Below are 26673 nucleotides of genomic sequence, written 5' to 3'. Positions count from 1 at the left end.
GCGCACCTCCCGGTGGGCGGCGCGGTTTCTCGCCGAACTCTTACCGGCGCTCAGCCCCCGCCGAGTTCCTCGGGCAGCTCACCCACCGTCAGGGGATCGGCCGGCTTCTCCAGGCGCGGGAGTTCCGGCAGCGCCTCCCACGGCACCTGTGTGCGCCGCAGGTCCTTGCGGATCCGCTCCGCGACGCGCTTGGTGTCCCGATGGTTCATGACCGCCCCGACCGCCGCGCCGACCAGGAACGGCATCAGGTTCGGCAGGTCCCGCACCATGCGCTTCATGATCTGCTGGCGCAGCTGCCGCTTCATCTGGCCGCCGAGCGCGGAGTTGACCGTGGAGGGTCTGGTCACGTCGATGCCGCGCTCGCCGGACCAGGAGTTCAGGTAGGCGGTACTGCGCTGCCGCAGGTTCCCCGGCGGCCGCGCGCCGTACACCTCGTGCAGCTCGGCGATGAGCTTGAGCTCGATGGCGGCGACCCCGGTGATCTCGGCGGCCAGCTCCGCGGGCATGGCGGGCGGCGCCGGCAGCATCGCGGCGGCCCCGACGCCCGCGCCCACCGTGGAGGTCGCATGGGCGGCCCCCGCGACGAGCTTGTCGGCGATCTGCTCGGGCCCCAGCCCCGGGAACTGGGCACGCAGGGTCGCGAGATCGCGTACGGGAATCCGCGGGGCGATGTCGATGATCCGGTCGGTGATGTAGGCGAGCCCCGCCCGGGCCCGGTCACCGCTCTTGCGGGCCCCGACCTTGAGGCCCTGTTTCAGTCCCGCGCGGACGACGGCCGCGCGCCGGGTGGCGACCGGCGCCGGAGCGTCCACCGGTACGGGCAGGTGTCCCTGCTCATCCGTGGCGCCCCCCGACGCCATGGCGGACGCACGTTCGAGCGAGGCCGCTCCCTTGTCGGAGGAGCCCCGCTCGTCGTCACGCACGCCGTCGGAACCCGCTTCGGGCCCCGGGTCCGCCCCCTTGCGGGAGCGGCGCTTCCAAGGAGGGGTCGAGCCAGTCACGGCCGACCCTGCCTCAGTCGCAGTCGCGGCAGATCGGCTGACCGTTCTTCTCGCGGGCCAGCTGGCTGCGGTGGTGCACCAGGAAGCAGCTCATGCAGGTGAACTCGTCCTGCTGCTTGGGCAGCACCCGGACGGCCAGCTCCTCGTTCGAGAGGTCGGCCCCGGGCAGTTCCAGGCCTTCTGCCGCCTCGAACTCGTCTACATCCACGGCGGACGTCGACTTGTCGTTCCGGCGAGCCTTGAGCTCTTCCAGGCTGTCCGAGTCGACGTCGTCGTCGGTCTTGCGTGGGGTGTCGTAATCCGTTGCCATGTCGCGCTCTCCCCCTCTGGGTGTCTGCGGTGTCTCCAGCGCACGTAACGCGTGAGAGGCCGGACTTGTGCCCGACCTGAGGCGGAGATTTTGCCTCACATCAAGGTCTGTTACTCAATCGACACCCAACCGGACTCCTCAAGAGTGATCGGCTTGGATGGCGAACGGGACCGTACACGGTCCTGAGGCTGCTTATCAAAGCGCTTCAGCATGTACTTCCCGTGATCTCAACCCCCGAAAACCCGGATTTTCCCGGCTTTCCGAAGGTCACATGATCACGCTCGGTAGATGGCTGGAAATTCGCCCATGTGATCGATCACACATCGGTCGTGCACGACCGTTTCGATCAAGTACCCAGGAAATTCCGCGCAAAGCGAACACGCCCTGGAAACCGGGGTCATTTTCTCAGACGGGCAGGGTCACGCGCATCACGAGTCCGCCTCCCTCACGTGGCCGGGCGGCGATGTGGCCGCCGTGCGCGCGGGCCACGGACCGGACGATCGACAGGCCGAGGCCCACGCCCTTGTCACTGCCCGTGCGCTCCGTACGCAGCCGCCGGAACGGCTCGAAAAGATTGTCGATCTCGTACGCCGGGACCACGGGCCCGGTGTTCGTGACCACCAGGACCGCCTGTCCGTGCTGCAGCTCCGTCGTGACCTCCACCCAGCCGCCCGGCCCCGGCACGTTGTACCGGACGGCGTTCTGGACCAGGTTCAGGGCGATCCGCTCCAGCAGGACGCCGTTGCCCTGGACGACCGCGGGGGCCCACTCGCCGCGGATCTCCACCTTCTTGGCGTCCGCCTCCGAGCGCACCTGGTCGATGGCCTGGGAGGCGACCTCGGCGAGGTCCACGGGCTTGCGTTCGACGATCTGGTTGTCGCTGCGTGCGAGCAGCAGCAGACCCTCGACGAGCTGCTCACTGCGCTCGTTGGTGGCCAGCAGCGTCTTGCCCAGCTGCTGCAGCTCGGCCGGCGCGCCCGGATCGGAGAGATGCACCTCCAGCAGGGTGCGGTTGATCGCGAGCGGCGTCCGCAGCTCGTGCGAGGCGTTCCCGACGAACCGCTGCTGGGCCGTGAAGGCCCGCTGGAGCCGCTCCAGCATGTCGTCGAAGGTGTCCGCCAGCTCCTTCAGCTCGTCGTCCGGGCCGTCCAGCTCGATACGGCGGGACAGGTCCGAGCCGGCCACCGCGCGCGCCGTACGGGTGATCCGGCCGAGCGGCGCGAGCACCCGGCCCGCCATCGCGTACCCGAAGGCGAACGCGATCACCGCGAGCCCTAGCAGGGCCAGCAGGGAGCGGCTGAGCAGGGTGTCCAGGGCGACCTGGCGCTCGTGGTCGATGCAGGCCGAGATGGCCCGGTTGAAGTCGTCGAGCTCGAGGGTGGTCGGGGCGGTGTTGGCGTCGACGGCGGGACATATGTTGCTGGACACGCTGATGTCCCTGCCGGCCTCGATCTTGAACACCGGGGTGTTGCCGGTGCTCACGGCCTGGGCGGCCAGCAGGTAGATGATCGACAGCAGCAGGATCCCGGCGATCAGGAACATGCCGCCGTACAGCAGCGTGAGCCGTATCCGGATGGTCGGGCGCAGCCACGGGAGCGGGTTCTGCGCCCGCCGGGGGTCCCAGGTGGGCTTGGGGGGCGCCTGGGGCGGCGCGGGGGTGGGGGCCACGGCGGATCAGATCCGGTAGCCGGAGCCGGGCACGGTGACGATGACCGGCGGTTCGCCGAGCTTGCGGCGCAGTGTCATGACCGTCACCCGCACGACGTTGGTGAACGGATCGGTGTTCTCGTCCCAGGCCTTCTCCAGGAGCTGCTCCGCCGAGACGACGGCGCCCTCGCTGCGCATCAGCACCTCCAGGACCGCGAACTCCTTCGGCGCGAGCTGGACCTCCTTGCCGTCGCGGAAGACCTCGCGGCGGTTGGGGTCGAGCTTGATCCCGGCGCGCTCCAGGACGGGCGGCAGCGGCAGGCTCGTCCGCCGGCCGAGGGCCCGTACGCGCGCGATGAGCTCGCTGAAGGCGAACGGCTTGGGCAGGTAGTCGTCGGCGCCGATCTCCAGGCCCTCGACGCGGTCACTGACGTCGCCGGACGCGGTCAGCATCAGCACGCGCGTGGGCAGCCCCAGCTCGACGACCTTGCGGCAGACGTCGTCGCCGTGGACGAGGGGGAGGTCGCGGTCGAGGACGACCACGTCGTAGTCGTTGACGCCGATGCGTTCCAGGGCCGCCGCACCGTCGTACACGACGTCGACGGCCATGGCCTCCCGGCGCAGTCCGGTGGCCACCGCATCGGCGAGCAGCTGCTCGTCCTCGACGACGAGTACGCGCACGTCGCTTGTCCTTCCTGTGTCCACCCGCGTAGCGCGCCGAAGGCGCACACGGGCAGGGTGTTCGTGGGTGTGTGACCTCCATCCTGCCTTTTTCGGCCGTAAGTCGGCGGTAAGGCGACCACCGGACAGGAAGGCCGCTGGGGCACGGCGGGGAATACCGGATTTTTTCGTTCGGTTGAGGTTTCCGTCGAAGGGGCCGGGGGGAGGACGGCTTTACACCCCGCGATCACGCTCCGCTTGTGCCGCACCACCATGCGGTACGCGGCAATCCGCTTTTCCGCAGAGCGGGCGTGGGTGTCCGGCACCGTCGCCGCCCGGCCAGGGCAGCGCTGGGCACCCGCAGGAGACGTGATCGCCCCTTCCGAACGGCACACCCCCGTGCCACCGACCCACGACCCAGGACGAGGGGGCGCAGCATGGACGCATTCACCGCAGGACTTCTGCAGCGCATAAGGACGACCGAGTCCGACCTGACCAGGGCACGCGACGAGGGCGACGACTTCCTCGCCGAGGTGGAGCAGGGCGAACTCGACGACCTGCGCCGCCTCGCCGCCGACCACGGTGTGGAGGTCGGCGCCTAGGCGTCCGCATTCCCGGCCCGTTCACCAGCCCTACGCACCACAGCGGGCCCCCGCCGGATCCAGGCCGGGGGCCCGCTGCTCTGCGCGGGTGCGGGTCAGTCGTGCCAGGCGCCGAGGTCCTCCAGGCGGGTCTGGAGGACCTCGAAGAGGGCGGGTGGGGCGGCGATGGTCAGCTCGGGTGAGAGGGGCTCCGAGGGGCGGCCACCGGTCAGGGCGCCCGCCTCCCGGGCGATGAGGTCGCCCGCCGCGTAGTCCCAGGGGTTGAGACCGCGCTCGTAGTAGGCGTCCAGGCGGCCCGCGGCCACGTCGCACAGGTCGATCGCGGCCGAGCCGCCTCGTCGGATGTCCCGCACGTGCGGGATCAGCTCGCGCAGCACGTCGGCCTGCCTGGCCCGCCGCTCGGCCCGGTAGCCGAAACCGGTGCCGACCAGGGCCAGCCCCAGTTCCGGGGCGGGGCGCACGCGCGCGCGGCGGTCGTTCAGGTACGCGCCCTCGCCGAGGACGGCCCGGAAGGTCTCGCCGCGCTCCGGGGCGTGGACCACGCCCACGACCGTCTCGCCGTCCACCCGGACCGCGATGGACACGGCCCAACTGGGCAGTCCGTAGAGGTAGTTGACGGTTCCGTCGAGGGGGTCGATCACCCACTGGACGCCGCTGGTCCCCTCGACGCTGGCACCCTCCTCGCCGAGCACGCCGTCGTGCGGCCTGCGCTCGGCCAGCAGGCCGGTGATCAGCTTCTCGGAGGCGATGTCCATCTCGGTGACGACGTCGACCGCGCTGGACTTGGTGGCGGCCACGCCGAGGTCGGCGGGGCGGCCGTCGCGCAGGAAGGCTCCCGCGCGGTGGGCCGCGTCCAGGGCGATCTCCAGCAGTTCGGCCCGCAGGCCGTCCGGGCGCTCTGTCTGGTCGTTCACGGTGCTCCTCACGCGTACGGGCTGTCGACGCCCGCGGCGGCGGGTCGGGGGGCGCGGGCCGGGCAGCAGCCGGCCGGGCACAGGTGGTGGCTCGCGCCGAGTGCGCCGAGGGCGCAGGGTGTGATGTCGTCGCCCCGCTCGACGGCGGCGCGCTCCAGGACGAGGTCGCGGACGGCGGCGGCGAACCGCGGATCGGCACCCACGGTGGCCGACCGGCGGACCGGCAGTCCCAGTTCCTCGCCCTTGGCCATGGCCTCGGTGTCGAGGTCGTACAGGACCTCCATGTGGTCCGAGACGAACCCGATGGGCGCCATCACGACGGCCGGAGCCCCGGACTCGTGCCGCTCCTGGAGGTGGTCGCAGATGTCGGGCTCCAGCCACGGGATGTGCGGGGCGCCGGAGCGGGACTGGTAGACGAGCTGCCAGGGGTGCTCGACCCCGGTCCGCTCGCGCACGGCGTCGACGACGAGCCGCGAGACCTCCAGGTGCTCGGCGACGTAGGCGCCGCCGTCCCCGTGGTCCTCGGCCGGACCGGAGGTGTCCGCCGAGGCGTTCGGGATGGAGTGCGTGCAGAAGGCGAGGTGCGCGCCGTCGCGGACGTCCTCGGGGAGGTCGGCGAGCGAGCGCAGGACGCCGTCGATCATGGGCTCCAGGAAGCCCGGGTGGTTGAAGTAGTGCCGGATCTTGTCGATCCTCGGCGGCCGAAGGCCCTCGGACTCCAGGGCGGCGAGCGAGTCGGCGAGGTTCTCGCGGTACTGGCGGCAGCCCGAGTACGAGGCGTACGCGCTGGTGGCGAGGACGAGGACGCGGCGGCGGCCGTCGGCCACCATCTCACGCAGCGTGTCGGTCAGATAGGGCGCCCAGTTGCGGTTGCCCCAGTAGACCGGCAGGTCCAGGCCGTGTTCGGCGAAGTCCTTGCGCAGGGCGTCGAGCAGGGCGCGGTTCTGGTCGTTGATGGGGCTGACCCCGCCGAACAGGAAGTAGTGCTGCCCGACTTCCTTGAGGCGTTCCTTGGGGATGCCGCGCCCCCGCGTCACGTTCTCCAGGAACGGGACCACGTCGTCCGGGCCCTCCGGGCCGCCGAACGAGAGCAGGAGCAGGGCGTCGTAGGGGGTGGCGTCGTGCGCGTGTGGCATGTCTTCGATCCTGCCACCCTGCGCCGGCGACCGGGATCCCGGCCCACGTCCGAGGATGACCGAGGGTCACCTCACCCGTAAGCTGTATCGACCACAGTCACGCCTTACGAGGAACCATCTCCTCCGCGTACCGGACCGACCGGAGAACCCGTGCCCAGCCCCTACACCGCCCTGTTCGCCGCCCCCGGCACCAGGGGTTTCACCGCCGCGGGTCTTCTCGGCCGGATGCCGCTGTCCATGATGGGCATCGGCGTGGTCACGATGATCTCGCAGCTCACCGGACGGTACGGCCTGGCCGGGGCGCTGTCGGCGACCATCGCGCTGTCCGCCGCCGTACTCGGCCCGCAGATCTCCCGGCTGGTGGACCAGTACGGACAGCGTCGGGTGCTGCGCCCGGCGACCCTCGTCGCGCTGACCGCGGCGGCCGCGCTGCTGTTCGCCGCGCACTACTCCTGGCCGGACTGGGTGCTCTACGTCTGCTCGGCCGGCATCGGCTGTGTGCCGAGCCTCGGGGCGATGACCCGGGCGCGCTGGGCGGCCCTGTACCGGGACACCCCGCAGCTGCACACCGCGTACTCCTTCGAGTCGGTCGTCGACGAGATCTGCTTCATCTTCGGGCCGATCATCTCCATCGGGCTCTCCACGGCGTGGTTCCCGGAGGCCGGCCCGCTGCTCGCCGCCTGCTTCCTGGCGGCCGGCGTCTTCTGGCTCACCGCCCAGCGCGCGACCGAGCCGGCGCCGCACCCGCGCGCGCGGCACGACAGGCGCCGTTCGGCGCTGCGCTCGCCAGGACTGCGGGTGCTGGTGGCCACCTTCGTGGCGACCGGGGCGATCTTCGGGGCCGTCGACGTGGTCACCGTGGCCTTCGCCGAGGAGCGGGGCCACAAGGCCGCCGCGAGCGTCGTCCTGGCCCTCTACGCGGCCGGTTCCTGCGCCGCGGGCATCGTCTTCGGGCTGGTGCGCTTCGCCGGGGCGGCAGAACGACGGTGGCTGCTGGGCGTGTGCGGCATGGCCGTGAGTATGATCCCCCTCCTACTGGTCGGAAACTTGCCGTTCCTGGCCGTGGCGCTCTTCGTCGCCGGACTGTCCATCGCACCCACGATGATCACGACGATGTCCCTGATCGAGGAGCACGTACCACGCACGCAACTGACCGAGGGCATGACCTGGGTGAGCACCGGGCTCGCGGTCGGGGTCGCGCTCGGCTCCTCGGTCTCCGGCTGGGTGATCGACGCTGCCGGGGCGAAGGCGGGGTACGTGGTTCCGGCGGCGTCCGGGGCCGTCGCGGTCGCGGTGGGTTTCCTCGGGTACCGCCGGCTGCGCAGGCCGGCTCCAAGGCGGGGAGGGCCCCATGAGCACCACAGTGATCGGCAAGAGCGGCACGTGGCGTAACTGGGCGGGGAACGTCACCGCCCGGCCCGTACGGGAGGTCACCCCGGCCACCGTCGAGGAGCTCGCCGCGGCCGTGCGGAAGGCCGCCGATGACGACCTCCGGGTGAAGGCGGTCGGCACGGGTCACTCCTTCACGGCGGCGGCCGCCACGGACGGTGTGCTGATCCGTCCCCAACTGCTGACGGGCATACGCAAGATCGACCGTGAGGCCATGACCGTCACGGTCGCCGCGGGCACCCCGCTCAAGCGGCTCAACGTGGCCCTCGCCCGCGAAGGGCTGTCGCTCACGAACATGGGCGACATCATGGAGCAGACGGTCTCCGGCGCCACCAGCACCGGAACGCACGGCACCGGCCGGGACTCGGCATCCATCGCCGCCCAGATCAGGGGCCTCGAACTGGTCACCGCGGACGGTTCGACCCTCACCTGCTCGCCGACGGAGAACGCGGACGTCTTCGCCGCCGCCCGTGTCGGCATCGGCGCCCTCGGCATCGTCACCGCGATCACCTTCGCCGTGGAGCCGATCTTCCTGCTCACGGCACGCGAGGAACCGATGCCGTTCGAGAAGGTGATGGCCGAGTTCGACGAACTGCACGCCGAGAACGAGCACTTCGAGTTCTACTGGTTCCCGCACACCGGCAACACCAACACCAAGCGCAACAACCGCAGCGCGGGCCCCGAGAAGCCCGTACCGCAGCTGAACAGCTGGTTCGAGGACGAGTTCCTCTCCAACGGCGTGTTCCAGGTGGCCAACTGGGTCGGCCAGGCGGTCCCCGCGACCATCCCCACCATCGCGCAGATCTCCAGCCGCGCCCTGTCCGCGCGGACCTACACGGACATCCCCTACAAGGTCTTCACCTCTCCGCGCCGAGTGCGGTTCGTGGAGATGGAGTTCGCCGTGCCGCGCGAGGCCCTGGTGGACACGCTGCGTGAACTCAAGGCGATGGTCGACCGTTCGAAGCTGCGCGTCAGCTTCCCGGTCGAGGTGCGCACCGCGCCGGCCGACGACATCACGCTCTCCACCGCCTCCGGCCGCGAGAGCGCCTACGTCGCCGTGCACATGTTCAAGGGCACGCCCTATCAGGCGTACTTCACCGCCGCCGAGCGGATCTTCACCGCGCACGAGGGGCGGCCGCACTGGGGCAAGGTGCACACCCGGGACACGGACTACTTCGCCAAGGTCTATCCGCGGTTCGGCGAGTTCACCGCGCTGCGTGACCGGCTCGACCCCGAACGGCGTTTCCAGAACGACTACTTGCGCCGGGTGCTCGGCGCCTAGCGAGTCGGGCGGTTGTCGTTGATCGTGTGAAGGGTGTCCCTCCCGAGGTCACGAAAAGGTCTGTTCCCACGGCGGATCGACGTCTGGCGTGAGAAGTTGGGCGGCGTGCCGATCCACGCAAGTGGCCCGAATGGAGTACTGTTGCGAGCCCTGGGTCCGGACTCCCGCCAGGGTGTCCGGGGCCTTCGAGGACCGCCGGGAGGGGGATCGTTGCACAGGGTGATGAGGTTCGTCACTTAGCGTTGCGAATTGATAACCGTGCCATAACGGCGGCCTCGGGCTCACGCCCGACACGCCGGGCAACTCGGCAAGGTTGTGGCAGGCTGCACCCGGGCAGGCCACACTCGACTAGCGGAAGCAGCGACGCACGTGACGTCGGCAGGCACCACCCGGGAGGTCCCCATGCCCGAACTGCGTGTCGTGGCCGTCTCCAATGACGGCACACGGCTGGTGCTGAAGGCTGCCGATTCCACGGAGTACACGCTGCCGATCGACGAACGGCTGCGTGCCGCCGTGCGCGGCGACCGTCCACGCCTCGGTCAGATCGAGATCGAGGTGGAGAGCCATCTCCGCCCCCGTGACATCCAGGCGCGGATACGCGCGGGTGCCACGGCCGAGGAGGTCGCGCAGCTCGCCGGCATCCCCGTCGACCGGGTCCGGCGATTCGAGGGTCCCGTCCTCGCCGAGCGTGCCTTCATGGCCGAGCGGGCCCGCAAGACCCCGGTCCGCCGCCCCGGCGAGAACGCCGCCGGCCCCCAGCTCGGTGAGGCCGTCCAGGAGCGACTGCTGCTGCGCGGCGCCGAGAAGGACACCGTCCAGTGGGACTCCTGGCGCCGCGACGACGGCACCTGGGAAGTCCTGTTGGTGTACTGCGTCGCGGGCGAACCGCACTCGGCGAGCTGGACCTACGACCCGCCCCGGCGGCTCGTCCAGGCCGTCGACGACGAGGCACGCTCGCTGATCGGCGAGTCCGACGACCTCGGGACTCCCGAGCCGAGCTTCCCGTTCGTGCCGAGGATCGCGCGGCTGCCCCGTGACCGCCCCCTGGACCGCCAGGCGGAACGTCCCGCCCTGCCCGCGCCCTCGGAGTCCGACGACGAGTTGGTGAGTGAGCGCGACTCGCTCACCAGCATCCTGGAGGCCGTCCCGAGCTACCGGGGCGACCTGGTGGTGCCCGAACTGCCCTCCGTGGAACCGCAGGAGGAGTCCTCGTCCGTTTCCGCCGAGGAGGTGGCGGAGGAGGAGTCCGCCGCCCCCGCGGCCTCGGCCGGTTCCGCCTACGCGGACGTCCTCATGCCGCGGTCGGTCAACGGTCACCGCGACCGGCTCATCGGCGCCACCGACCGTCAGGCCGAGGCGGACGGCGTCCGTCCGGGCCGTCGCGCGGCGGTGCCGAGCTGGGACGAGATCGTCTTCGGTACGCGGCGCAAGAAACAGGAGTAGCGGGCCCACGACGGTGGGGAGTCGGGCCGGTCGTTCTCGCGGGTGCGTTTCTTCGTCTGTGTCTCCGGCGGTGTCCTGTCTGCGTCTTCGCTGATGGTTTCGCTGGTGGTTTCGCTGGTGGTGTGTGCTGGTGCTTTTTGTTGGAGCAGGATCGGTCATTCATACGTGTGTGGGGCCCGCGTCGTTCAGACGCGGGCCCCACGGCGTTTTCGTCAGCGGTGACTCACCGGGGGTCGGGGCCGGTGGCGACCGGACGGCTCCCGTCCCGGGACCACTCCGACCACGAGCCCACGTACAGGGCCGCCGGGATGCCCGCGACGGCCAGCGCCAGCACCTGATGGGCGCCGGAGACACCGGAGCCGCAGTAGACGCCGACCTCGGAGTCGGCCGTCGCACCGAGTCCCTTGAAGCGGTCGGCGAGTTCGGCGGCGGAGCGGAAGCGGCCGGATTCGGCCACGTTCTCCGTGGTGGGGGCGGACACCGCGCCCGGGATGTGGCCGCCGACCGGGTCGATGGGCTCCACGTCGCCGCGGTAGCGCTCGGCGGCCCGGGCGTCCAGGAGGAGTCCCGTGCGGGCCAGCTCGGCGGCGCCGTCCGCGTCGAGCAGCGGCAGCGCGCCGGGGGCGGGCTCGAAGGTGCCGGGCTCGGGCCGCGGGATCTCGGCCGTCAGGGGACCCTCCCAGGCCGCCAGGCCGCCGTCCAGGACCCGTACCGAGGGGTGACCCGCCCAGCGCAGCAGCCACCACGCGCGCGCGGCGGCCCAGTTGAGCCCGCCGTCGTACACGACGACGGGGCGGTCGGCTCCGACCCCGGCCGCCCGCATCGCAGCCCCGAAGGCGTCGGCGTCGGGCAGCGGGTGGCGGCCGCCGGAGCCCGCCGGACCGGCGAGTTCGGTGTCCAGGTCGACGAAGACGGCTCCCGGGAGGTGCGCCTTGTCGTACTCGGGACGCTGGTTCGGGCCGCCCAACTGCCAGCGGACGTCCAGGAGGACCGGCGGACGGGGTCCCGCCAGTTCGCCGGCGAGGTCGGAGGCGGAGATGATGGCGTTCATGGCCCCATCCTCGCGCACGGGGTGGCCGCGTCGCCCGGGTCCGGCTACTCTGCCCGCCGGCGGTGCCGATCACCAGCAGTACGGGATCGGACACATGCCGTACGGCCGATGGACACCGCACGGCAGCGACGCGGACGGCGGCGGGTACCGGATCGTCGGGCATCCTCGCGCACGCACGCCTCGCTCGGCGGTGCGGCGCGGCCCGTGGCGCCACGGCCGGTGCGAGCATCGGCACGGGGCGTGATCGCGCGCGGACGCGGTACACGTACGGAGGGCGGACGGACACGGCCACCGCGAGGGGCCGAGGAGAGAGTGACGATGACCGAGGCACGGGGGCCGGCCGGCCTGAGCGGCACGGCGTATCCACCGGGCACACCCTGCTGGGTGAGCCTGATGGTGCACGGGATGGCGACGACCCAGGACTTCTACGGGGCGCTGTTCGGCTGGGAGTTCCAGCCCGGCCCCCAGCAGCTCGGCCCGTACGTACGGGCACTGCTCGACGGGCGCCAGGTGGCGGGCATCGGGCAGCTTCCGCCCGACCGCCATCTGCCCATCGCGTGGACGCCGTACTTCGCCTCGGACGACGCGGACCGGACGGCGGAGACCGTACGGCACTGCGGAGGCACCGTCGGCGTCGGTCCGCTGGACGCCGGTGAGGCGGGCCGGCTGGTGATCGCCTCCGACCCCGCGGGAGCCGTCTTCGGTGTCTGGCAGGCGGCGGAGCATCTCGGCGCGGACATCACCGGAGTGCCCGGCACCCCGGCGTGGGACGAACTCCTCACCGTCGACAGCTCGCTGGTCGCCAAGTTCTACGAGACGACGTTCGGTTACGAGGAGGAGCCGGTGGTCTCCGCCGACGACGACTACGTCACCCTGCGCGTCGAGGGCCGCTCCGTCGCCGGCATCCACGGCGTCGGCGGCGCGCTGCCCCGCGACCGGGGTCCCCACTGGCTGACCTACTTCGAGGTGAGCGACCCCGACGAGGCCGCCAACCGTGTCATCGAACTCGGCGGACGCGTCCTCGAACCCGTCCACGACACCCCGCACGGCCCGGTGGCCACGCTGGCCGACCCGGAGGGCGCGAAGTTCGCCGTGGTGCACACGGAGCGCTGAGCCGCCCGCTCGGCCCATCACACGATCGGGTGATGCCGGGCGGCGCCCGCCGACCCCCTCAGACCGCCTCGACCGGCAGGACGTCCGGGGCGAGGGCGCTCGCGTGGGCGGAGGCCGCCGTCATACGGCGGCGGTGGTGACGCCGGCAGAGGACCTCGTAGCCGATGTCGTCGGGCTGGTTGACGTCGCCGACGACCACCTGGGCCCCCTCGACGACCATCTGACCGCCTATGGTGCGGGCGTTGTGGGTGGCGCGGGCGCCGCACCAGCACAGGGCCTCCACCTGGAGGACCTCGACGCGGTCGGCCAGCTCGACCAGACGCTGGGAGCCGGGGAACAGCTTGGAGCGGAAGTCGGTCGTGATGCCGAAGGCGTACACGTCGAGGCTCAGGTCGTCCACCACGCGGGCGAGCTGGTCGATCTGCTCGGGGGCGAGGAACTGGGCCTCGTCGGCGATCACATAGTCCGCGCGGCGGCCCTGGGAGAGGTGGTCGACGAGGTACGCGTAGAGGTCCTGTCCGTCCTCGACCTCGACGGCGTCGGTGACCAGGCCGAGCCGTGACGACAGTTTGCCCTCGCCCGCGCGGTCGTCACGCGTGAAGATCATGCCCTGGAGGCCGCGCGCCGAACGGTTGTGCTCTATCTGGAGGGCCAGCGTCGACTTCCCGCAGTCCATGGTTCCGGAGAAGAACACCAGCTCGGGCATGGTGAGTTGAGCACCTTTCGGCATGGACGGCGAGGGGCGGGGGTGGACGGGCGCGGGCGAACGGACGGACGGGCGTGGTGCCTCAGGAGCGTACTTCGAGGAGCGGCACCAGCTGTTCCACGGGGGTCATCGAGCCGTGGTTGCCGACCATCGCCGACTCCTTGGGCTCCCGCTCGGAGGCGATGATCAGGACGTCGTCGTGTGCCGCCGCGACCACGTCGCCGATGCGGGCGTACACACGCTCGTCGATCCGCGGTCCGAACCACCCCGCCGCGATCGCCTCGTCGCGCGAGGCGATCCAGAACTGCTCGCCCAGCACCTCGCGCCAGCAGGTCAGGACGTCCGCCTCGGCGCCCGGCACGGCGTACACATGGCGGGCCCGGCCCTCGCCGCCCAGCAGGGCGACCCCGGCGCGCAGCTCCCAGTCCTCGTCGAAGTCGATGCGGTGCTGCTCGTCGAACGGGACGTCGAGCATGCCGTGGTCGGCGGTGACGTACAGCGCGGTGCGCGGCGGGAGTTGCTCGGCCAGGCGCTGGACCAGCCGGTCGACGTGCATGAGCTGGCCGCGCCAGGCGTCCGAGTCGACGCCGAAGCGGTGGCCGGCGCCGTCCAGCTCGGAGTAGTACGTGTAGACCAGCGCGCGGTCCCCGGCGGCCAGTTGCGCGGCGGCCACGTCCATGCGGTCGTCGCCGGAGAGGCGGCCGTGGAAGGTGCCGCCACTCAGCGCGATCTTGGTGAGCGGGGTGTTCTGGAAGGCCGGGGAGGTGACCTGGGCGGTGTGCACACCCGCCCGGTCGGCGAGCTGGAAGATCGTGGGGTACGGCTGCCACTCGCTCGGGGACGTCCAGGGCTGCCAGCGCAGCTGGTTCATCAGCTCCCGCGTCTGCGGGTTGCGGACCGTGTAGCCGGGCAGCCCGTGTGCGCCCGGGGGCAGGCCCGTGCCCACGGAGGCGAGGGAGGTCGCGGTGGTGGCCGGGTAGCCCGCGGTGATGGGGCGGCCGGTGCCGCCGCGCGAGGAGGCCAGCAGCGCGGTCAGGTAGGGCGCCTCGTCCGGGTGCGCCTTCAGCTGCTCCCAGCCCAGGCCGTCGACCAGGAAGACACAGGCGCGGTCGGCCGCGGTCAGTTCCGGTATCGACGCGGTCGTACCGGGGACCCCCATACCGGCCGCGAGGGTGGGCAGGAGATCCGCGAGCGAGCCGGCGCCGTACTCGGGGACGGGGGCCGAGCCGAGGGCCAGCGGCTGCGGGTCGTCCCAGGTGGGCAGCGCCATCAGCGGGCGGTGTCCGCGGTCGCCTCGGAGAGGGACTGCGCGAAGGCGAGGGCCTGGCGCACGGTCTCCGGGCCGTCCCCGGCCTCGCTGACACGCAGGCTGAGGTCGTCCGCCGTCGAGCTGCCCGTGTAGCCGTGGTCCGCCTCGCAGTTGGGGTCGCCGCAGGCGGCGGGCTCCAGGTCGATGCGGGAGACGGCACCCCAGCCGATGGTCAGGACGACCTCGCGGGGCGGGGTGCCCGGCGTGTACGACTCCGGGTTGGCGACGACACGGCTGAGCACGACCGACGAGATCCGGCCGATCTTCACCGACTCGGTCGACGTCGTGGCGTACGGCGTCGGCGAGGTGGTGTCCGCGGCCTGCTCGTCGGTGTGGCTCACGATGAAGCGGTTGCCCGTGAGGACGAGGACGGTGACATGCCGCCGCACCTCGTTCGCGTCGAACGTCGTCTCCTGGTGGACCAGGTACGACTTGATGGCCTCGCCGCCGACAGCGGCCTCCACCGCCTCGGCCACGAGGGCCGGGTAGTAGCCGCTGCGCTCGATCGCCGCACGCAGCCCCTGGGTCGTCGTACTGGTCTTGGCCATGATGTCCATCCTACGGTGGCGCACTGACTGCGAGGGACCGCTCTGCCGTCTCTGTTCTGTCGTGGACGGATCAATCGGGGCAGCCGTGCGCCGTCCGCACGCGGTGCGCGCGCCGTCGCACGGGTGGGCCGGGCGGCCCTCGCACGGGGTGGGCTGTGGGCTCTCGCGAGGTGGGCTGTGCGGCTCGCGCCGGGTGGGCTGTGTGGCTCGCGCCGGGTGGGCTGTGGGCTCTCGCGAGGTGGGCTGTGCGGCTCGCGCCGGGTGGGGGCGTGGGCCGTCGTCGGCGCGCGGCGGCGGGTCCGTCAGTAGACCGGAAGCGTCCTCGGGCCGAGGTCGTCACGCAGGGGCGGGCGGGCGAGCCGGACGGTGGCGCCGAGGACGCTCAGGCCGTGCGGGGCGACCACGACGGGTTCGAGCGAGACCGCCACGACCTCGGGGTGGTCGTCGACCAGCCGTGAGACCCGCAGCAGCAGCTCCTCCAGCGCGTCCGTGTCGACGGGGGCCGAGCCCCGCCAGCCGAAGAGGAGCGGTGCCGTCCGGATCGACCGGACCAGCGAGGCCGCGTCCCGTTCGGTGGCCGGAATCAGGCGGTGTGCCATGTCGCCGAGCAGCTGCGACGCGGGCCCGGCGAGCCCGAACGAGAGCACGGCGCCGGCCGCCGGGTCCACCACGCTCCTGACGATCGTGTCGACTCCGCGCGGGGCCATGCCCTGCACGACCGGGCGCAGCTCCGCCGGACTGCCGAACAGCTCCGTCAACTCCGTGTACGCCCGGCGCAGTTGTTCCTCGTCCGCCAGGTCGAGCCGGACGCCGCCGAGGTCGGCCCGGTGCCGCAGGTGCGGGGCGGTCGTCTTGAGGGCGACGGGATAGCCGAGGGCCTCGGCCGCCCGCGCCGCCTCGTCGGGCGTGGGGGCGGGCCGCGCCTGCCGCAGGTGGATGCCGTACCGGCCGAGCAGCGCGCCCGCCTCCTCGGCGCCGAGCGCGAGCCCCTCGCCCGTGGCGAGGAGCGCGTCGATCCGCTCGGCCGCGCCCTTCTCGTCGATGTCCTCGTACGCGGGCACCCGTCCCGGCTCCGCCGCCTCCCGTCGCCACTGCGCGTAGTGCACGGCCTCGGAGAGGGCGCGGACGGCCCGCTCGGCGGCGGGATAGGCGGGGATGAGCCGGGAGCCGGCCCGCTCGGAGGAGGACGCGGTCATCTCTCCCGTCTCTGTCGTCTCCTGGCTTGCGGTGGGCGGGGGTTGCGCGGGGCGGAACAGGTCGGTGCCGCCGTCGCTGCCGGGCGTCCTGTCGCCGGCCTGCGGTGCCGTGCTGGCCGCGGCCGACAGCGCCTCGGCCAGGCCGCCCAGCTCGACGTGCACCACGAGCACCGGCTTCGAGGGATTCGCGGCGGCGGCCGACCGCAACGCCTCCGCCAGGGCCGCGTCCCCCGGCGACGTCTCCCCCAGCGCCGGTATGGCCGTCACCACCACCGCGTCGCACGAGTCGTCGGCGAGCGTCCGCGACAACGCCGCGTGGAAGTCCCGTGCCGAGGCCCCGGTCGTCAGGTCGAGCGGGGGCAGCGGCCGCAGCCCCTCGGAGAGACACGCGTCGTACGTGAGCATCCCCAGTGACTCGGAGTTGCCGAGGATCGCCACCCGGGGCCCCGCCGGCAGTGGCTGCCGGGCCAGCAGCAGTCCCGCGTCGACCAGTTCCGTGATCGTGTCGACCCGGATCACCCCGGCCTGCCGAAGCAGCGCGGACACGGTGGTGTGGGGCAGTTCGGTGGCGCGCACGGCATGCCCCTGGGGCGCGGAGCCGTGGCGCGCCCCCTGCACGACCACGAGCGGCTTGACCGCCGCCGTGCGCCGGGCGAGACGGGTGAACTTGCGCGGATTGCCGATGGACTCCAGATACATGAGGACGACATCCGTGTCCGGGTCCTCGTACCAGTACTGCAGGACGTCGTTCCCGGAGACGTCGGCGCGGTTGCCCGACGACACGAAGGTGGAGACGCCTGTGACACCGGTGACCCCTCCGCCGCGCCGGTGCAGCCGGGACAGCAGTGCGATCCCGATGGCACCGGACTGGGCGAAGAGACCGATGCGCCCGGAGCGCGGGGCCTCGGGGGCGAGTGAGGCGTTGAGCCGTACGTCCGGGGCGGTGTTGATGATCCCGAAGGCGTTCGGTCCGATGATGCGCATGCCGTACGTGCGCGCCTGGCGCACCAGTTCGCGCTGGCGCTCGCGCCCCTCGGGGCCGCTCTCGGCGTACCCGGCGGAGACGACGACGAGCCCCTGCACGCCGTGTTCGCCGCACTCGGCGACGACCTCGGGGACGTACGCGGCGGGGACGGCGACGACCGCGAGGTCGACGGGCCCCTCGATCTCGGTGACGGACCGGTGCGCGGGCACCCCGTCGATCTCCTTCTCGTCCTCGCCGAGAGCCCTGTTCACCGCGTACAGCCGTCCGGTGAAACCGGCGCCCCGGAGGTTGGCGAGGACGCTGCGGCCCACTCCGCCCGGCGTGCGCCCGGCGCCGATGACGGCGACCGAGCCGGGGGCGAGCAGACGCTGGACGGATCTGGCCTCGGCCCGCTGCTCCCGGGCGCGCTGCACGGCCAGGGAGCGGTCGGTGGGCTCCAGGCCGAACTCCAGGCGGACGACACCGTCCTCGAAGCTGCGCTTCTGCTGGTACCCGGCGTCGGTGAACACCTTGATCATCTTGCTGTTGGCGGGGAGCACCTCGGCCGCGAAGCGTCTGATGCCGCGCTCGCGGGCGACGGCGGCGATGTGTTCGAGGAGGGCGGAGGCCACGCCGCGGCCCTGGTGGGCGTCCTGGACGAGGAAGGCGACCTCCGCCTCGTCGGCGGGGGCTGACGCGGCCATTCCGTCGGCGCCGATCCGGTCGTAGCGTACGGTGGCGATGAACTCGCCGCCGACCGTGGCGGCGAGCCCCACCCGGTCCACGAAGTCGTGGTGCGTGAAGCGGTGGACGTCCTTGGCGGACAGGCGAGGGTACGGCGCGAAGAAGCGGTAGTACTTCGACTCGTCCGAGACCTGCTCGTAGAAGCTGACCAGACGCTCGGCGTCGTCGACGGTGATGGGCCTGACGCGTGCGGTGCCGCCGTCGCGCAGCACCACGTCGGCCTCCCAGTGGGCGGGGTACTCGTGCCGGTCCGACGAGGTCTGCATGGGCCCCAGAGTACGGCTCGCGTCCGGCTACGGCGCGGGGCAGTCTGGGGAAGCACAACAGAAGCGCGAGAGCCGGTTCGTGGCCAGGCCGTGGGCCCGTTCCGCTCCGTCGCGCCATATGGGAAACTGGTCTAGACAACCCGGTCTAGACCTCTCTGAACCACCCGAGACATCCGAAGGGCAGCATCACATGGCTGAGCGCCGCGTCAACGTCGGCTGGGCCGAGGGCCTCCACGCCCGACCCGCATCCATCTTCGTCCGGGCCACCACGGCCTCCGGTATCCCCGTGACGATCGCCAAGGCCGACGGGAACCCCGTCAACGCGGCCTCCATGCTGGCGGTCCTGGGCCTCGGCGCCCAGGGCGGCGAGGAGATCGTGCTCGCGTCCGAGGCCGAGGGCGCGGACGTCGCGCTCGACCGTCTGGCGAAGCTCGTGGCCGAGGGACTCGAGGAACTCCCCGAGACGGTCTGAGCGACCCCGTGACCGGGTGCCCGGAACGGAAACAGGCCTGAAAGGCCACCCGCACACCATGGCGAAGGGCTCGTCCGATTTATCGGGCGGGCCCTTCGCCATTTCGTTCCCCTACCGCCCCGATTTCCCTCTGCCGCCGCTCCGATTTCGTTCTGCGGGCAGCAGAAAGAATGCCCCTCGGAATTCTCGCCTCTTTGTATACGGCTCCCGTGTTAATGCCGCAGGCTCGACATGTTTACGGGGTGTTGCGAAGTTCTCACACGCTCCGCCCGTTCCGCCGCGCCGGCCCCGCCCGGAAATCGGAAGCGGTGCGCGGCGGTGGCGCGCTCGGTGTGCAGGGACGTGATCGTCCGGGCCCGGTCGCCGTCGCCGCGCGCGACGGCGTCCACGATGCCGCCGTGTTCCGCCCAGGACTCCACGGGATCGGCGGGTGCCTCGACCGCGTACATCCAGGCGATCTTGTGCCGCAGCTGGGCGAGTGTCGAGGTCAGGGCAGGGCTGCCGGACGCCTGTGCGAGCGTCTCGTGGAACCAGCCCCCCAGGGAGCGCAGATCCTCGCTGGTGCCCCGCCTGGCCCGTTCCTGGCCCAGTCTGACCAGGCCGCGCAGCACCTTGAGGTGGGCCTCCGTGCGGCGCTGGGCGGCACGGGCGGCTCCCAGCGGCTCCAGCAGCATGCGCATCTCCAGCAGGTCGGCGGCCTCCTGCTCGGTCGGCTCGGCGACGCACGCGCCCGCGTGCCGGCGGGTCACCACGAAGCCCTCGGCCTCCAGCGTGCGCAGCGCCTCACGCACGGGGACCCGGCTGACGCCGTACCGGCGGGCGAGCAGTTCCTCGGTGAGACGGCTGCCGCGCTCGTAGACACCCGCGACGATGTCATCTCGGATCGCCGTGCATACCGAATGTGCCGGAATACGCATGACCGACCTCCGCCTTAATCCCCGTGAAACGTCGATGATTGACGTGTCTTCCAGCGACTCTATTGCAGCGAGCCGGAATTTCCGACGGCGGGCCGGAATCCAGGGATATTTTTTGGACAGGAGGTACGTCACGGGGCGTTCGCACAACGCGGAAAGCCCCGGCTCGATGAGCCGGGGCCTTCACCAGAAGCGTGGAGCGGTGTCTCAGACGTTCACACCGTGCGAGCGCAGGTAGGCGACGGGATCGATGTCCGAGCCGTACTCGGCCGTCGTCCGGGCCTCGAAGTGCAGGTGCGGGCCGGTGACGTTGCCGGTCGCGCCGGAGAGGCCGATCTGCTGGCCGGGGGTGACCGTCTGGCCGACGGAGACGCCGATGGACGACAGGTGGCCGTACTGGGTGTACGTGCCGTCGGCCATCCTGATGACGATGTTGTTGCCGTACGCCCCGCCCCAGCCCGCCTCCACGACGGTGCCGGAGCCGACCGCGAGGACGGCCGTGCCGGTGGCGGCGTGGAAGTCGACGCCGGTGTGGCTGCCGGAGGACCAGACGGCGCCGCCGGCCTTGTAGCCGGTGGAGATGTACGAGCCGCTGATGGGCGAGACGTAGGTGTTGAGGCGCTCGCGCTCGGCCGCGCGGGCGGCGCGGGCCTTGATCTCCTCGCGCTCCTTGGCGGCGGCACGTTCCTGCTCGGCCTTCTCGGCGGCGGCCTTGCGGGCCTCCTCCTGCGCCTTCTTCTTGACCTCAGCCACCTCGGCGGCCTGCTGCTGGGCAACGGCCTGGGCGTCCACCTGGTCGGCGACCGTGTCGCCGAGGACGATGATCTGGTTCAGGCCGGTCTGCTCGACCGCGGGCTCCTCCGCGGCGAGCGCGGGGCCTGCGAGGGTGCCGATGACACCGGTGGTGGTGAGAGCGGCTACGCCCACGTTCCTCGTGGTCGTGCGCTGTACACGGCCGGGACGGCGGTGCTTCCCAGGGGCGCGGGTGAACGCCATGAAGTGGCTGGTCCTTTCCTTCCTTCTCGCCTACCGGGTTAGCTGACGGGTTCGGAGCAGGAAGGTCTCCTACGGCTGCCCCTCGTTTCGCGTCGCTCGCGAAGGGCACCCGATTCACCCCAGGGGACTTCGGTGGGTCCCCGGCTCCCCGGGCTCGCGCCATGGGGATTCGGCGATGACTGTCCGGTGCCGCGGCTGCGGCGAACATCTGACGAACAGCCGGACCGACGCTAAGTGGACCGTCTTCGAAATAACAAACGGATCACAGGATTTGTTAACTACGCCACAGGTCAGACACACAACCTCCGCCATCAATACGGACAAACACGGGCCCTGGTGACTCTTCAGTCACCAGGGCCTCACACGTGCGTGTCCTTCTGTCCGGTTTCCCCTCGGATCCCTACTCGGCCGGTACGACGGTGACTTCACCGATCCCGAGGGCCCTGACCGGCTCCTCGATCTGCGCGGCGTCCCCGACGAGGACGGTCACCAGACGGTCCACCGGGAAGGCGTTCACAACGGCCGCGGTGGCCTCCACCGTGCCGGTGGCGGCGAGTTGGCGGTACAGCGTCGACTGGTAGTCGTCCGGCAGGAACTGCTCGACCTGGTCGGCCAGCGTGCCCGCCACGGCCGCCGCCGTCTCGAACTTGAGAGGGGCGACCCCGACGAGGTTCTGGACGGCGACGTCGCGCTCGGCGTCGGTCAGCCCCTCGGCGGCGAGGGTCCGCAGCACGGTCCACAGGTCGTCGAGCGCCGGCCCGGTGTTGGGCGTGTCGATGGAACCGCTGATGGCCAGCATCGCCGTGCCCGATCCCTCCGGCCCGGAACGCAGCACCTGACCGAACGCGCGCACCCCGTAGGTGTAGCCCTTCTCCTCCCGCAGGACGCGGTCCAGGCGGGAGGTGAGGGTGCCGCCGAGGCAGTAGGTGCCGAGCACCTGGGCCGGCCACACCCGGTCGTGCCGGTCGGCGCCCACCCGTCCGATGAGCAACTGGGTCTGCACGGAACCGGGACGGTCCACGATGATCACGCGCCCGGTGTCGTCGGCGCTCACCGCGGGGGCGACGCTCGGCTTGGCCGGGGAGCCGGTCCAGGCGCCCAGGGTGTCGCCCAGCAGCGTGTCGAGGTCGACCCCGGTGAGGTCGCCGACGACCACGGCGGTGGCCGTCGCGGGGCGCACGTGCCGCTCGTAGAAGGCGCGTACGGCCGCGGAGTCGATGCCCTCCACGGTCTCCTCGGTGCCCTGGCGGGGCCGCGACATGCGCGACGTGGCCGGGAACAGCTGCCGGGAGAGCTCCTTGGCGGCCCGGCGGCCCGGGTTGGCGGTCTCGTGCGGGATCTCGTCGAGCCTGTTGGCCACCAGACGCTCGATCTCGCCGTCGTCGAACGCGGGGGCCCGCAGGGCGTCGGCGAGCAGCCCCAGGGCCTTCTCCAGCCGCGACACGGGCACTTCGAGGGACAGGCGTACGCCGGGGTGGTCGGCGTGCGAGTCGAGGGTGGCGCCGCAGCGCTCCAGCTCGGCGGCGAACTCCTCGGCCGTGTGCTTGTCGGTGCCCTCGGAGAACGCCCGGGTCATGATGGTGGCGACACCGTCGAGGCCGGCCGGTTCGGCGTCCAGGGGCGCGTCGAGGACGACCTCGACGGCGACGACCTGCTGGCCGGGGCGGTGGCAGTGCAGCACGGTCAGGCCGTTGGCCAGGGTGCCGCGCTCGGGCGCCGGGAACGCCCAGGGGCGGGCGTCGCCGGCCTGGGGCTGCGGGTGGAATTCCATGCTCGCGAGCTCGGTCACTTCGCCGACTCCTCGTTCTCGTCGGTGCTCTCGACGGCCTCCGCGTCGGCGGCCTCCTCTTCGGCGCCCTCTTCACCGGCGACGGGCTCGTAGACGAGCACCGCGCGGTTGTCGGGCCTCAGGCGGGCCTTGGCGATCTCCTGGACCTCGTCGGCCGTCACCGACAGGACCCGGTCGACGGCGGTGAGGGCGAGCTTCGGGTCGCCGAACAGGACCGCGTACCGGCACAGTTCGTCGGCGCGGCCGGCGACCGTGCCGAGCCGGTCCAGCCACTCGCGCTCCAACTGGGCCTGGGCGCGCTCCATCTCCTCGGCCGTCGGGCCCTCCGCCGCGAACCGGGCGAGCTCCTCGTCGACGGCGGCCTCGATGACCGGCACCTCGACGTCACCGGAGGTCTTGACGTCCATCCACGCCATGGAGGGCGCGCCGGCCAGCCGCAGCAGGCCGAAACCGGCCGTCACGGCCGTACGGTCACGTCGCACGAGCCGGTTGTAGAGGCGGGACGACTCGCCGCCGCCGAGGATCGTGAGCGCCAGGTCGGCCGCGTCGCACGCGCGCGTGCCGTCCTCCGGCAGCCGGTAGGCGGCCATCAACGCGCGCGCGGGCACGTTCTCCTCGACGACCTCGCGCAGCTGCTCGCCCATGACGTCCGGCAGCGAGCCGTCGCGGGGCGCGGGCTTGCCGTCGTACGCGGGGATGGAGCCGAAGTACTTCTCCACCCAAACGAGGGTCTGCTCCGGGTCGATGTCGCCGACGATCGACAGGACGGCGTTGTTGGGCGCGTAGTACGTCCGGAAGAACTGCTGGGCGTCCTCCAGGCTGGCCGCCTCCAGGTCGTCCATCGAGCCGATGGGCGTGTGCCGGTAGGGGTGGCCCTCGGGGTAGGCCAGGCGGAAGATCTTCTCGAAGGCGGTGCCGTAGGGCACGTTGTCGTACCGCTGGCGGCGCTCGTTCTTGACGACGGCCCGCTGGTTGTCCAGGTTCTTCTGGTCGAGCGCGAGCAGCAGGCTGCCCATGCGGTCGGCCTCCAGCCACAGCGCCAGCTCCAGCTGATGGGTGGGCATGGTCTCGAAGTAGTTGGTGCGCTCCCAGCTGGTGGTGCCGTTCAGCGAACCGCCCGCGCCCTGGACCAGCTCGAAGTGGCCGTTGTCCTTGACCTGGCCCGAGCCCTGGAACATCAGGTGTTCGAAGAGGTGGGCGAGGCCCGTACGGCCCGCGACCTCGTGACGCGAACCGACGTCGTACCAGAGGCACACCGCGGCGACCGGGGTCAGGTGGTCCTCGGAGAGCACCACGCGCAGGCCGTTGTCCAGGCGGTGCTCCCTCACTGTCAGGCCTTCGGAGCCGGCCTCGGCTGTGGCCGTGTGACCCATGGGCGGTACGTCCCTTCGATCGCTGTGCTGTGTGCGCGGGATCCGTCGTGGAATCGTCGCGGAAACCGCTGTTTCCTGCCGGTCCCGCCACTGTATGCAAGCGCGCGGACCCCTGGAGAAGTTCCCGGGCGCCGTACGCCGAGAGCGAGATGGGGGTTGCGACCGGCGGTCACTGGTTAAGGTCGGCGCACGCTGTTGACGCGGCGGCCCGGCAGGCCGTGCCCGGCGGTCGGCGCCGGGTCGTGTCGGGGTTGTCAGTGCGGCAGTCCACAATGGTGCGCGTCAGTTCCCGTTCACCTCGCGCCGCGAGTGAGCCGGAGACGTGAGCGCCCCGTAGGTGAGCGACCAGAAAAAGAGGAGCCGGCAGCGATGGCCCGCCGCAGCACGAAGACCCCGCCGCCCGACGACGCGTTCGAGGAGCGGATCCTCGACATCGACGTCGTCGACGAGATGCAGGGCTCCTTCCTGGAGTACGCGTACTCGGTCATCTACTCCCGAGCCCTGCCGGACGCCCGTGACGGACTCAAGCCGGTGCACCGCCGGATCGTCTACCAGATGAACGAGATGGGCCTGCGCCCCGACCGCGGCTATGTGAAGTGCGCCCGCGTGGTCGGCGAGGTCATGGGTAAGTTGCACCCGCACGGCGACTCGTCGATCTACGACGCCCTGGTCCGCCTCGCCCAGCCCTTCTCCATGCGGCTCCCCCTGGTCGACGGCCACGGCAACTTCGGCTCGCTGGGCAACGACGACCCGCCGGCCGCCATGCGGTACACCGAGTGCCGGATGGCCGACGCGACGAGCCTGATGACGGAGTCGATCGAGGAGAACACGGTCGACTTCTCCCCGAACTACGACGGCCAGGAGCAGGAGCCGGTGGCCCTGCCCGCCGCCTTCCCGAACCTCCTGGTCAACGGCGCGTCGGGCATCGCCGTCGGCATGGCCACCAACATGCCGCCGCACAACCTGGGCGAGGTCATCGCGGCCGCCCGCCACCTGATCCGGTATCCGAACGCCGACCTGGACACGCTGATGAAGCACGTCCCGGGCCCCGACCTGCCGACCGGCGGCCGGATCGTCGGTCTCACCGGCATCAGGGACGCGTACGCGACGGGCCGCGGCACCTTCAAGATCCGCGCCACGGTGACGGTGGACAACGTGACGGCCCGCCGCAAGGGCCTGATCGTCACCGAACTGCCGTTCACCGTCGGCCCGGAGAAGGTGATCGCCAAGATCAAGGACCTGGTCGGCGCGAAGAAGCTCCAGGGCATCGCCGATGTCAAGGACCTCACCGACCGCGCCCACGGCCTGCGCCTGGTCATCGAGATCAAGAACGGCTTCGTGCCGGAGGCCGTCCTGGAGCAGCTCTACAAACTGACGCCGATGGAGGAGTCCTTCGGCATCAACAACGTGGCCCTGGTCGACGGCCAGCCCCTCACCCTGGGCCTGAAAGAGCTGCTGGAGGTCTACCTCGACCACCGCTTCGAGGTCGTGCGGCGCCGCTCGGAGTTCCGCCGCGGCAAGAAGCGCGACCGCCTGCACCTGGTCGAGGGCCTGCTCACCGCGCTGCTGGACATCGACGAGGTCATCCGTCTGATCCGCTCCAGCGACAACTCCGCCCAGGCCAAGGAGCGCCTGATCGAGCGCTTCGCCCTGTCGGACATCCAGACGCAGTACATCCTCGACACCCCGCTGCGCCGTCTCACCCGGTTCGACCGCATCGAGCTGGAGTCCGAGAAGGAGCGGCTCAACGCCGAGATCGCCGAGCTGACCCGCATCCTGGAGTCGGACGCGGAGCTGCGCAAGCTGGTCTCCGGCGAACTCGCCGCCGTGGCGAAGAAGTTCGGCACCGAGCGCCGTACGGTGCTGCTGGAGTCCTCGGGCACCCAGGTGGCCGCGGTCCCACTGCAGGTGGCGGACGACCCGTGCCGGGTGCTGCTGTCGTCGACGGGTCTGCTGGCCCGTACGGCGAGCGCCGAGCCCTTCACGGCGGACGAGGACGGCAGGCGGACCAAGCACGACGTCATCGTCTCCGCGGTCCCGGCGACGGCCCGGGGCGAGGTGGGCGCGGTGACCTCCACCGGCCGCCTGCTCCGCCTGAACGTGGTCGATCTGCCGCAGCTGCCGGACACCTCGGCGGCCCCCAACCTGTCGGGCGGCGCCCCGCTCGCGGAGTTCCTCACCCTCCAGGACGGCGAGACGCTCATCTGCCTGATGACGCTCGACGAGTCGTCGCCCGGGCTGGCCATCGGCACCGAGCAGGGCGTCGTCAAGCGCGTGGTCCCCGACTACCCGTCCAACAAGGGGGAGCTGGAGGTCATCACGCTCAGGGAGGGCGACCGGATCGTCGGTGCCGTCGAGCTGCGCACGGGCGAGGAGGACCTGATCTTCATCACGGACGACGCCCAGTTGCTGCGTTACCAGGCCTCCCAGGTCCGCCCGCAGGGCCGCCCGGCCGGCGGTATGGCCGGCATCAAGCTCACCGAGGGCGCGAAGGTCATCTCCTTCACGGCCATCGACCCGGCCGTCGACGCGGTCGTCTTCACGGTCGCGGGTTCCCGCGGCACCCTCGACGACTCCGTCCAGACCACGGCCAAGCTCACCCCGTTCGACCAGTACCCCCGCAAGGGCCGTGCCACGGGCGGCGTCCGCTGCCAGCGGTTCCTCAAGGGCGAGGACTGCCTCTCCGTCGCCTGGGCGGGTCCCGCCCCGGCCCGCGCCGCCCAGAAGAACGGCACCCCGGCCGACCTCCCGGAGATGGACCCGCGCCGCGACGGCTCGGGCGTGTCCCTGGGCAAGACGGTGGCGTCGGTGGCGGGGCCTGTGTGAGCGGAGACCCCCGCAGGACGTC

At 71.5% G+C, this 26673-nt stretch carries 22 protein-coding genes and 1 riboswitch; of the genes, 7 read left to right on the top strand and 15 right to left on the bottom strand.

Features of this window, described 5'->3' with window-relative positions:
- Positions 1-50: 50 nt before the first annotated feature.
- From ACWCRJ_RS09430 to ACWCRJ_RS09415, 4 genes are all read right to left on the bottom strand, one after another.
- Complete coding sequence (locus ACWCRJ_RS09430; protein WP_450938723.1) at positions 51-1001, bottom strand: hypothetical protein; 951 nt, start codon at positions 999-1001, stop codon at positions 51-53.
- Between the two features lie 13 nt (positions 1002-1014).
- Positions 1015-1311: a DUF4193 domain-containing protein gene (locus ACWCRJ_RS09425; protein WP_005481602.1), complete on the bottom strand. Its 297-nt coding sequence runs from the start codon at positions 1309-1311 to the stop codon at positions 1015-1017.
- 405 nt (positions 1312-1716) lie between these two features.
- Entirely contained in the window at positions 1717-2979 is a 1263-nt protein-coding gene (locus tag ACWCRJ_RS09420; RefSeq protein WP_450938722.1) for a sensor histidine kinase, read from the bottom strand.
- 6 nt (positions 2980-2985) lie between these two features.
- Positions 2986-3639, bottom strand: coding sequence for a response regulator transcription factor (locus ACWCRJ_RS09415; protein WP_005481597.1), 654 nt, complete (start codon positions 3637-3639; stop codon positions 2986-2988).
- 416 nt (positions 3640-4055) lie between these two features.
- Here ACWCRJ_RS09415 and ACWCRJ_RS09410 point away from each other — a divergent pair, with 416 nt between their 5' ends.
- Positions 4056-4220, top strand: a complete 165-nt coding sequence (locus ACWCRJ_RS09410) for a hypothetical protein (RefSeq protein WP_005481595.1) — start codon at positions 4056-4058, stop codon at positions 4218-4220.
- 95 nt (positions 4221-4315) lie between these two features.
- On the opposite strand, the gene ACWCRJ_RS09405 is transcribed toward ACWCRJ_RS09410, so the two are convergent.
- Together ACWCRJ_RS09405 and ACWCRJ_RS09400 are read right to left on the bottom strand one after the other, a co-directional pair.
- Entirely contained in the window at positions 4316-5134 is an 819-nt protein-coding gene (locus ACWCRJ_RS09405) for an inositol monophosphatase family protein (RefSeq protein ID WP_450938721.1), read from the bottom strand.
- Between the two features lie 8 nt (positions 5135-5142).
- On the bottom strand, positions 5143-6270 hold the full coding sequence (locus tag ACWCRJ_RS09400) for a ferrochelatase (protein ID WP_450938720.1): 1128 nt from the start codon (positions 6268-6270) through the stop codon (positions 5143-5145).
- A 150-nt stretch (positions 6271-6420) separates the two neighbouring features.
- Here ACWCRJ_RS09400 and ACWCRJ_RS09395 point away from each other — a divergent pair, with 150 nt between their 5' ends.
- From ACWCRJ_RS09395 to sepH, 3 genes are all read left to right on the top strand, one after another.
- Complete coding sequence (locus tag ACWCRJ_RS09395) at positions 6421-7662, top strand: MFS transporter (protein ID WP_450938719.1); 1242 nt, start codon at positions 6421-6423, stop codon at positions 7660-7662.
- Complete coding sequence (locus ACWCRJ_RS09390; RefSeq protein WP_450938718.1) at positions 7622-8941, top strand: D-arabinono-1,4-lactone oxidase; 1320 nt, start codon at positions 7622-7624, stop codon at positions 8939-8941. Before ACWCRJ_RS09395 ends, ACWCRJ_RS09390 begins: the two co-directional genes overlap by 41 nt.
- A gap of 402 nt (positions 8942-9343) precedes the next feature.
- Entirely contained in the window at positions 9344-10384 is a 1041-nt protein-coding gene (gene sepH, locus ACWCRJ_RS09385) for a septation protein SepH (RefSeq protein WP_450938717.1), read from the top strand.
- Positions 10385-10607: 223 nt separating this feature from the next.
- On the opposite strand, the gene ACWCRJ_RS09380 is transcribed toward sepH, so the two are convergent.
- Positions 10608-11435 (bottom strand): sulfurtransferase, encoded by an 828-nt coding sequence (locus tag ACWCRJ_RS09380; protein WP_450938716.1) that lies wholly within the window; start codon positions 11433-11435, stop codon positions 10608-10610.
- A gap of 318 nt (positions 11436-11753) precedes the next feature.
- Between ACWCRJ_RS09380 and ACWCRJ_RS09375 the strand changes: the two genes are divergently transcribed.
- Complete coding sequence (locus tag ACWCRJ_RS09375; protein WP_450938715.1) at positions 11754-12548, top strand: VOC family protein; 795 nt, start codon at positions 11754-11756, stop codon at positions 12546-12548.
- A gap of 58 nt (positions 12549-12606) precedes the next feature.
- Here the strand turns inward: ACWCRJ_RS09375 and ACWCRJ_RS09370 are convergent, their stop codons facing one another.
- From ACWCRJ_RS09370 to ACWCRJ_RS09355, 4 genes are all read right to left on the bottom strand, one after another.
- Entirely contained in the window at positions 12607-13254 is a 648-nt protein-coding gene (locus ACWCRJ_RS09370; protein WP_450938714.1) for a thymidine kinase, read from the bottom strand.
- Positions 13255-13336: 82 nt separating this feature from the next.
- Entirely contained in the window at positions 13337-14524 is a 1188-nt protein-coding gene (locus tag ACWCRJ_RS09365) for an alkaline phosphatase family protein (RefSeq protein WP_450938713.1), read from the bottom strand.
- Positions 14524-15111 carry a DUF5998 family protein gene (locus ACWCRJ_RS09360; protein WP_020114135.1) on the bottom strand — a complete coding sequence of 196 codons (588 nt, stop codon included), beginning with the start codon at positions 15109-15111 and terminating at the stop codon, positions 14524-14526. The genes ACWCRJ_RS09365 and ACWCRJ_RS09360 overlap by 1 nt, the downstream gene beginning before the upstream one ends.
- A 302-nt stretch (positions 15112-15413) precedes the next feature.
- The gene (locus ACWCRJ_RS09355) at positions 15414-18281 is read right to left on the bottom strand and encodes a bifunctional acetate--CoA ligase family protein/GNAT family N-acetyltransferase (RefSeq protein ID WP_450938712.1); all 2868 of its coding nucleotides are present in this window, start codon (positions 18279-18281) and stop codon (positions 15414-15416) included.
- A gap of 190 nt (positions 18282-18471) precedes the next feature.
- Here ACWCRJ_RS09355 and ACWCRJ_RS09350 point away from each other — a divergent pair, with 190 nt between their 5' ends.
- Positions 18472-18753: an HPr family phosphocarrier protein gene (locus tag ACWCRJ_RS09350; protein ID WP_046915424.1), complete on the top strand. Its 282-nt coding sequence runs from the start codon at positions 18472-18474 to the stop codon at positions 18751-18753.
- A 212-nt stretch (positions 18754-18965) separates the two neighbouring features.
- Here ACWCRJ_RS09350 and ACWCRJ_RS09345 read toward each other — a convergent pair whose 3' ends face one another.
- From ACWCRJ_RS09345 to ACWCRJ_RS09330, 4 genes are all read right to left on the bottom strand, one after another.
- A complete protein-coding gene (locus tag ACWCRJ_RS09345; RefSeq protein ID WP_450938711.1) occupies positions 18966-19670 on the bottom strand; it encodes a GntR family transcriptional regulator in 705 nt (234 codons plus the stop codon).
- Positions 19671-19874: 204 nt separating this feature from the next.
- Positions 19875-20663, bottom strand: a complete 789-nt coding sequence (locus ACWCRJ_RS09340) for a M23 family metallopeptidase (RefSeq protein ID WP_450938710.1) — start codon at positions 20661-20663, stop codon at positions 19875-19877.
- A 13-nt stretch (positions 20664-20676) separates the two neighbouring features.
- Positions 20677-20848: riboswitch (cyclic di-AMP (ydaO/yuaA leader) on the bottom strand.
- A 215-nt stretch (positions 20849-21063) separates the two neighbouring features.
- A complete protein-coding gene (locus ACWCRJ_RS09335; RefSeq protein WP_450938709.1) occupies positions 21064-22452 on the bottom strand; it encodes a M16 family metallopeptidase in 1389 nt (462 codons plus the stop codon).
- Positions 22449-23825, bottom strand: coding sequence for a M16 family metallopeptidase (locus ACWCRJ_RS09330; protein ID WP_450938708.1), 1377 nt, complete (start codon positions 23823-23825; stop codon positions 22449-22451). The genes ACWCRJ_RS09335 and ACWCRJ_RS09330 overlap by 4 nt, the downstream gene beginning before the upstream one ends.
- 369 nt (positions 23826-24194) lie before the next feature.
- Here ACWCRJ_RS09330 and ACWCRJ_RS09325 point away from each other — a divergent pair, with 369 nt between their 5' ends.
- Complete coding sequence (locus tag ACWCRJ_RS09325) at positions 24195-26651, top strand: DNA gyrase/topoisomerase IV subunit A (RefSeq protein ID WP_450938707.1); 2457 nt, start codon at positions 24195-24197, stop codon at positions 26649-26651.
- The last annotated feature ends 22 nt before the right edge of the window (positions 26652-26673 follow it).

The sequence above is a fragment of the Streptomyces sp. NPDC002324 genome, assembly GCF_053593335.1.
Note: the sequence above shows the minus strand (reverse complement) of the source record. Positions and strands in the feature narration are given on the sequence as shown.

Excerpts from the sequence above, each read along its gene's own strand:
- ACWCRJ_RS09425 (WP_005481602.1), bottom strand. The coding sequence starts at position 1,311 with ATGGCAACGGATTACGACACCCCACGCAAGACCGACGACGACGTCGAC.
- ACWCRJ_RS09410 (WP_005481595.1), top strand. The coding sequence starts at position 4,056 with ATGGACGCATTCACCGCAGGACTTCTGCAGCGCATAAGGACGACCGAG.
- ACWCRJ_RS09400 (WP_450938720.1), bottom strand. The coding sequence starts at position 6,270 with ATGCCACACGCGCACGACGCCACCCCCTACGACGCCCTGCTCCTGCTC.
- ACWCRJ_RS09390 (WP_450938718.1), top strand. The coding sequence starts at position 7,622 with ATGAGCACCACAGTGATCGGCAAGAGCGGCACGTGGCGTAACTGGGCG.
- sepH (WP_450938717.1), top strand. The coding sequence starts at position 9,344 with ATGCCCGAACTGCGTGTCGTGGCCGTCTCCAATGACGGCACACGGCTG.
- ACWCRJ_RS09380 (WP_450938716.1), bottom strand. The coding sequence starts at position 11,435 with ATGAACGCCATCATCTCCGCCTCCGACCTCGCCGGCGAACTGGCGGGA.
- ACWCRJ_RS09375 (WP_450938715.1), top strand. The coding sequence starts at position 11,754 with ATGACCGAGGCACGGGGGCCGGCCGGCCTGAGCGGCACGGCGTATCCA.
- ACWCRJ_RS09370 (WP_450938714.1), bottom strand. The coding sequence starts at position 13,254 with ATGCCCGAGCTGGTGTTCTTCTCCGGAACCATGGACTGCGGGAAGTCG.
- ACWCRJ_RS09365 (WP_450938713.1), bottom strand. The coding sequence starts at position 14,524 with ATGGCGCTGCCCACCTGGGACGACCCGCAGCCGCTGGCCCTCGGCTCG.
- ACWCRJ_RS09360 (WP_020114135.1), bottom strand. The coding sequence starts at position 15,111 with ATGGCCAAGACCAGTACGACGACCCAGGGGCTGCGTGCGGCGATCGAG.
- ACWCRJ_RS09355 (WP_450938712.1), bottom strand. The coding sequence starts at position 18,281 with ATGCAGACCTCGTCGGACCGGCACGAGTACCCCGCCCACTGGGAGGCC.
- ACWCRJ_RS09350 (WP_046915424.1), top strand. The coding sequence starts at position 18,472 with ATGGCTGAGCGCCGCGTCAACGTCGGCTGGGCCGAGGGCCTCCACGCC.
- ACWCRJ_RS09345 (WP_450938711.1), bottom strand. The coding sequence starts at position 19,670 with ATGCGTATTCCGGCACATTCGGTATGCACGGCGATCCGAGATGACATC.
- ACWCRJ_RS09340 (WP_450938710.1), bottom strand. The coding sequence starts at position 20,663 with ATGGCGTTCACCCGCGCCCCTGGGAAGCACCGCCGTCCCGGCCGTGTA.
- ACWCRJ_RS09330 (WP_450938708.1), bottom strand. The coding sequence starts at position 23,825 with ATGGGTCACACGGCCACAGCCGAGGCCGGCTCCGAAGGCCTGACAGTG.
- ACWCRJ_RS09325 (WP_450938707.1), top strand. The coding sequence starts at position 24,195 with ATGGCCCGCCGCAGCACGAAGACCCCGCCGCCCGACGACGCGTTCGAG.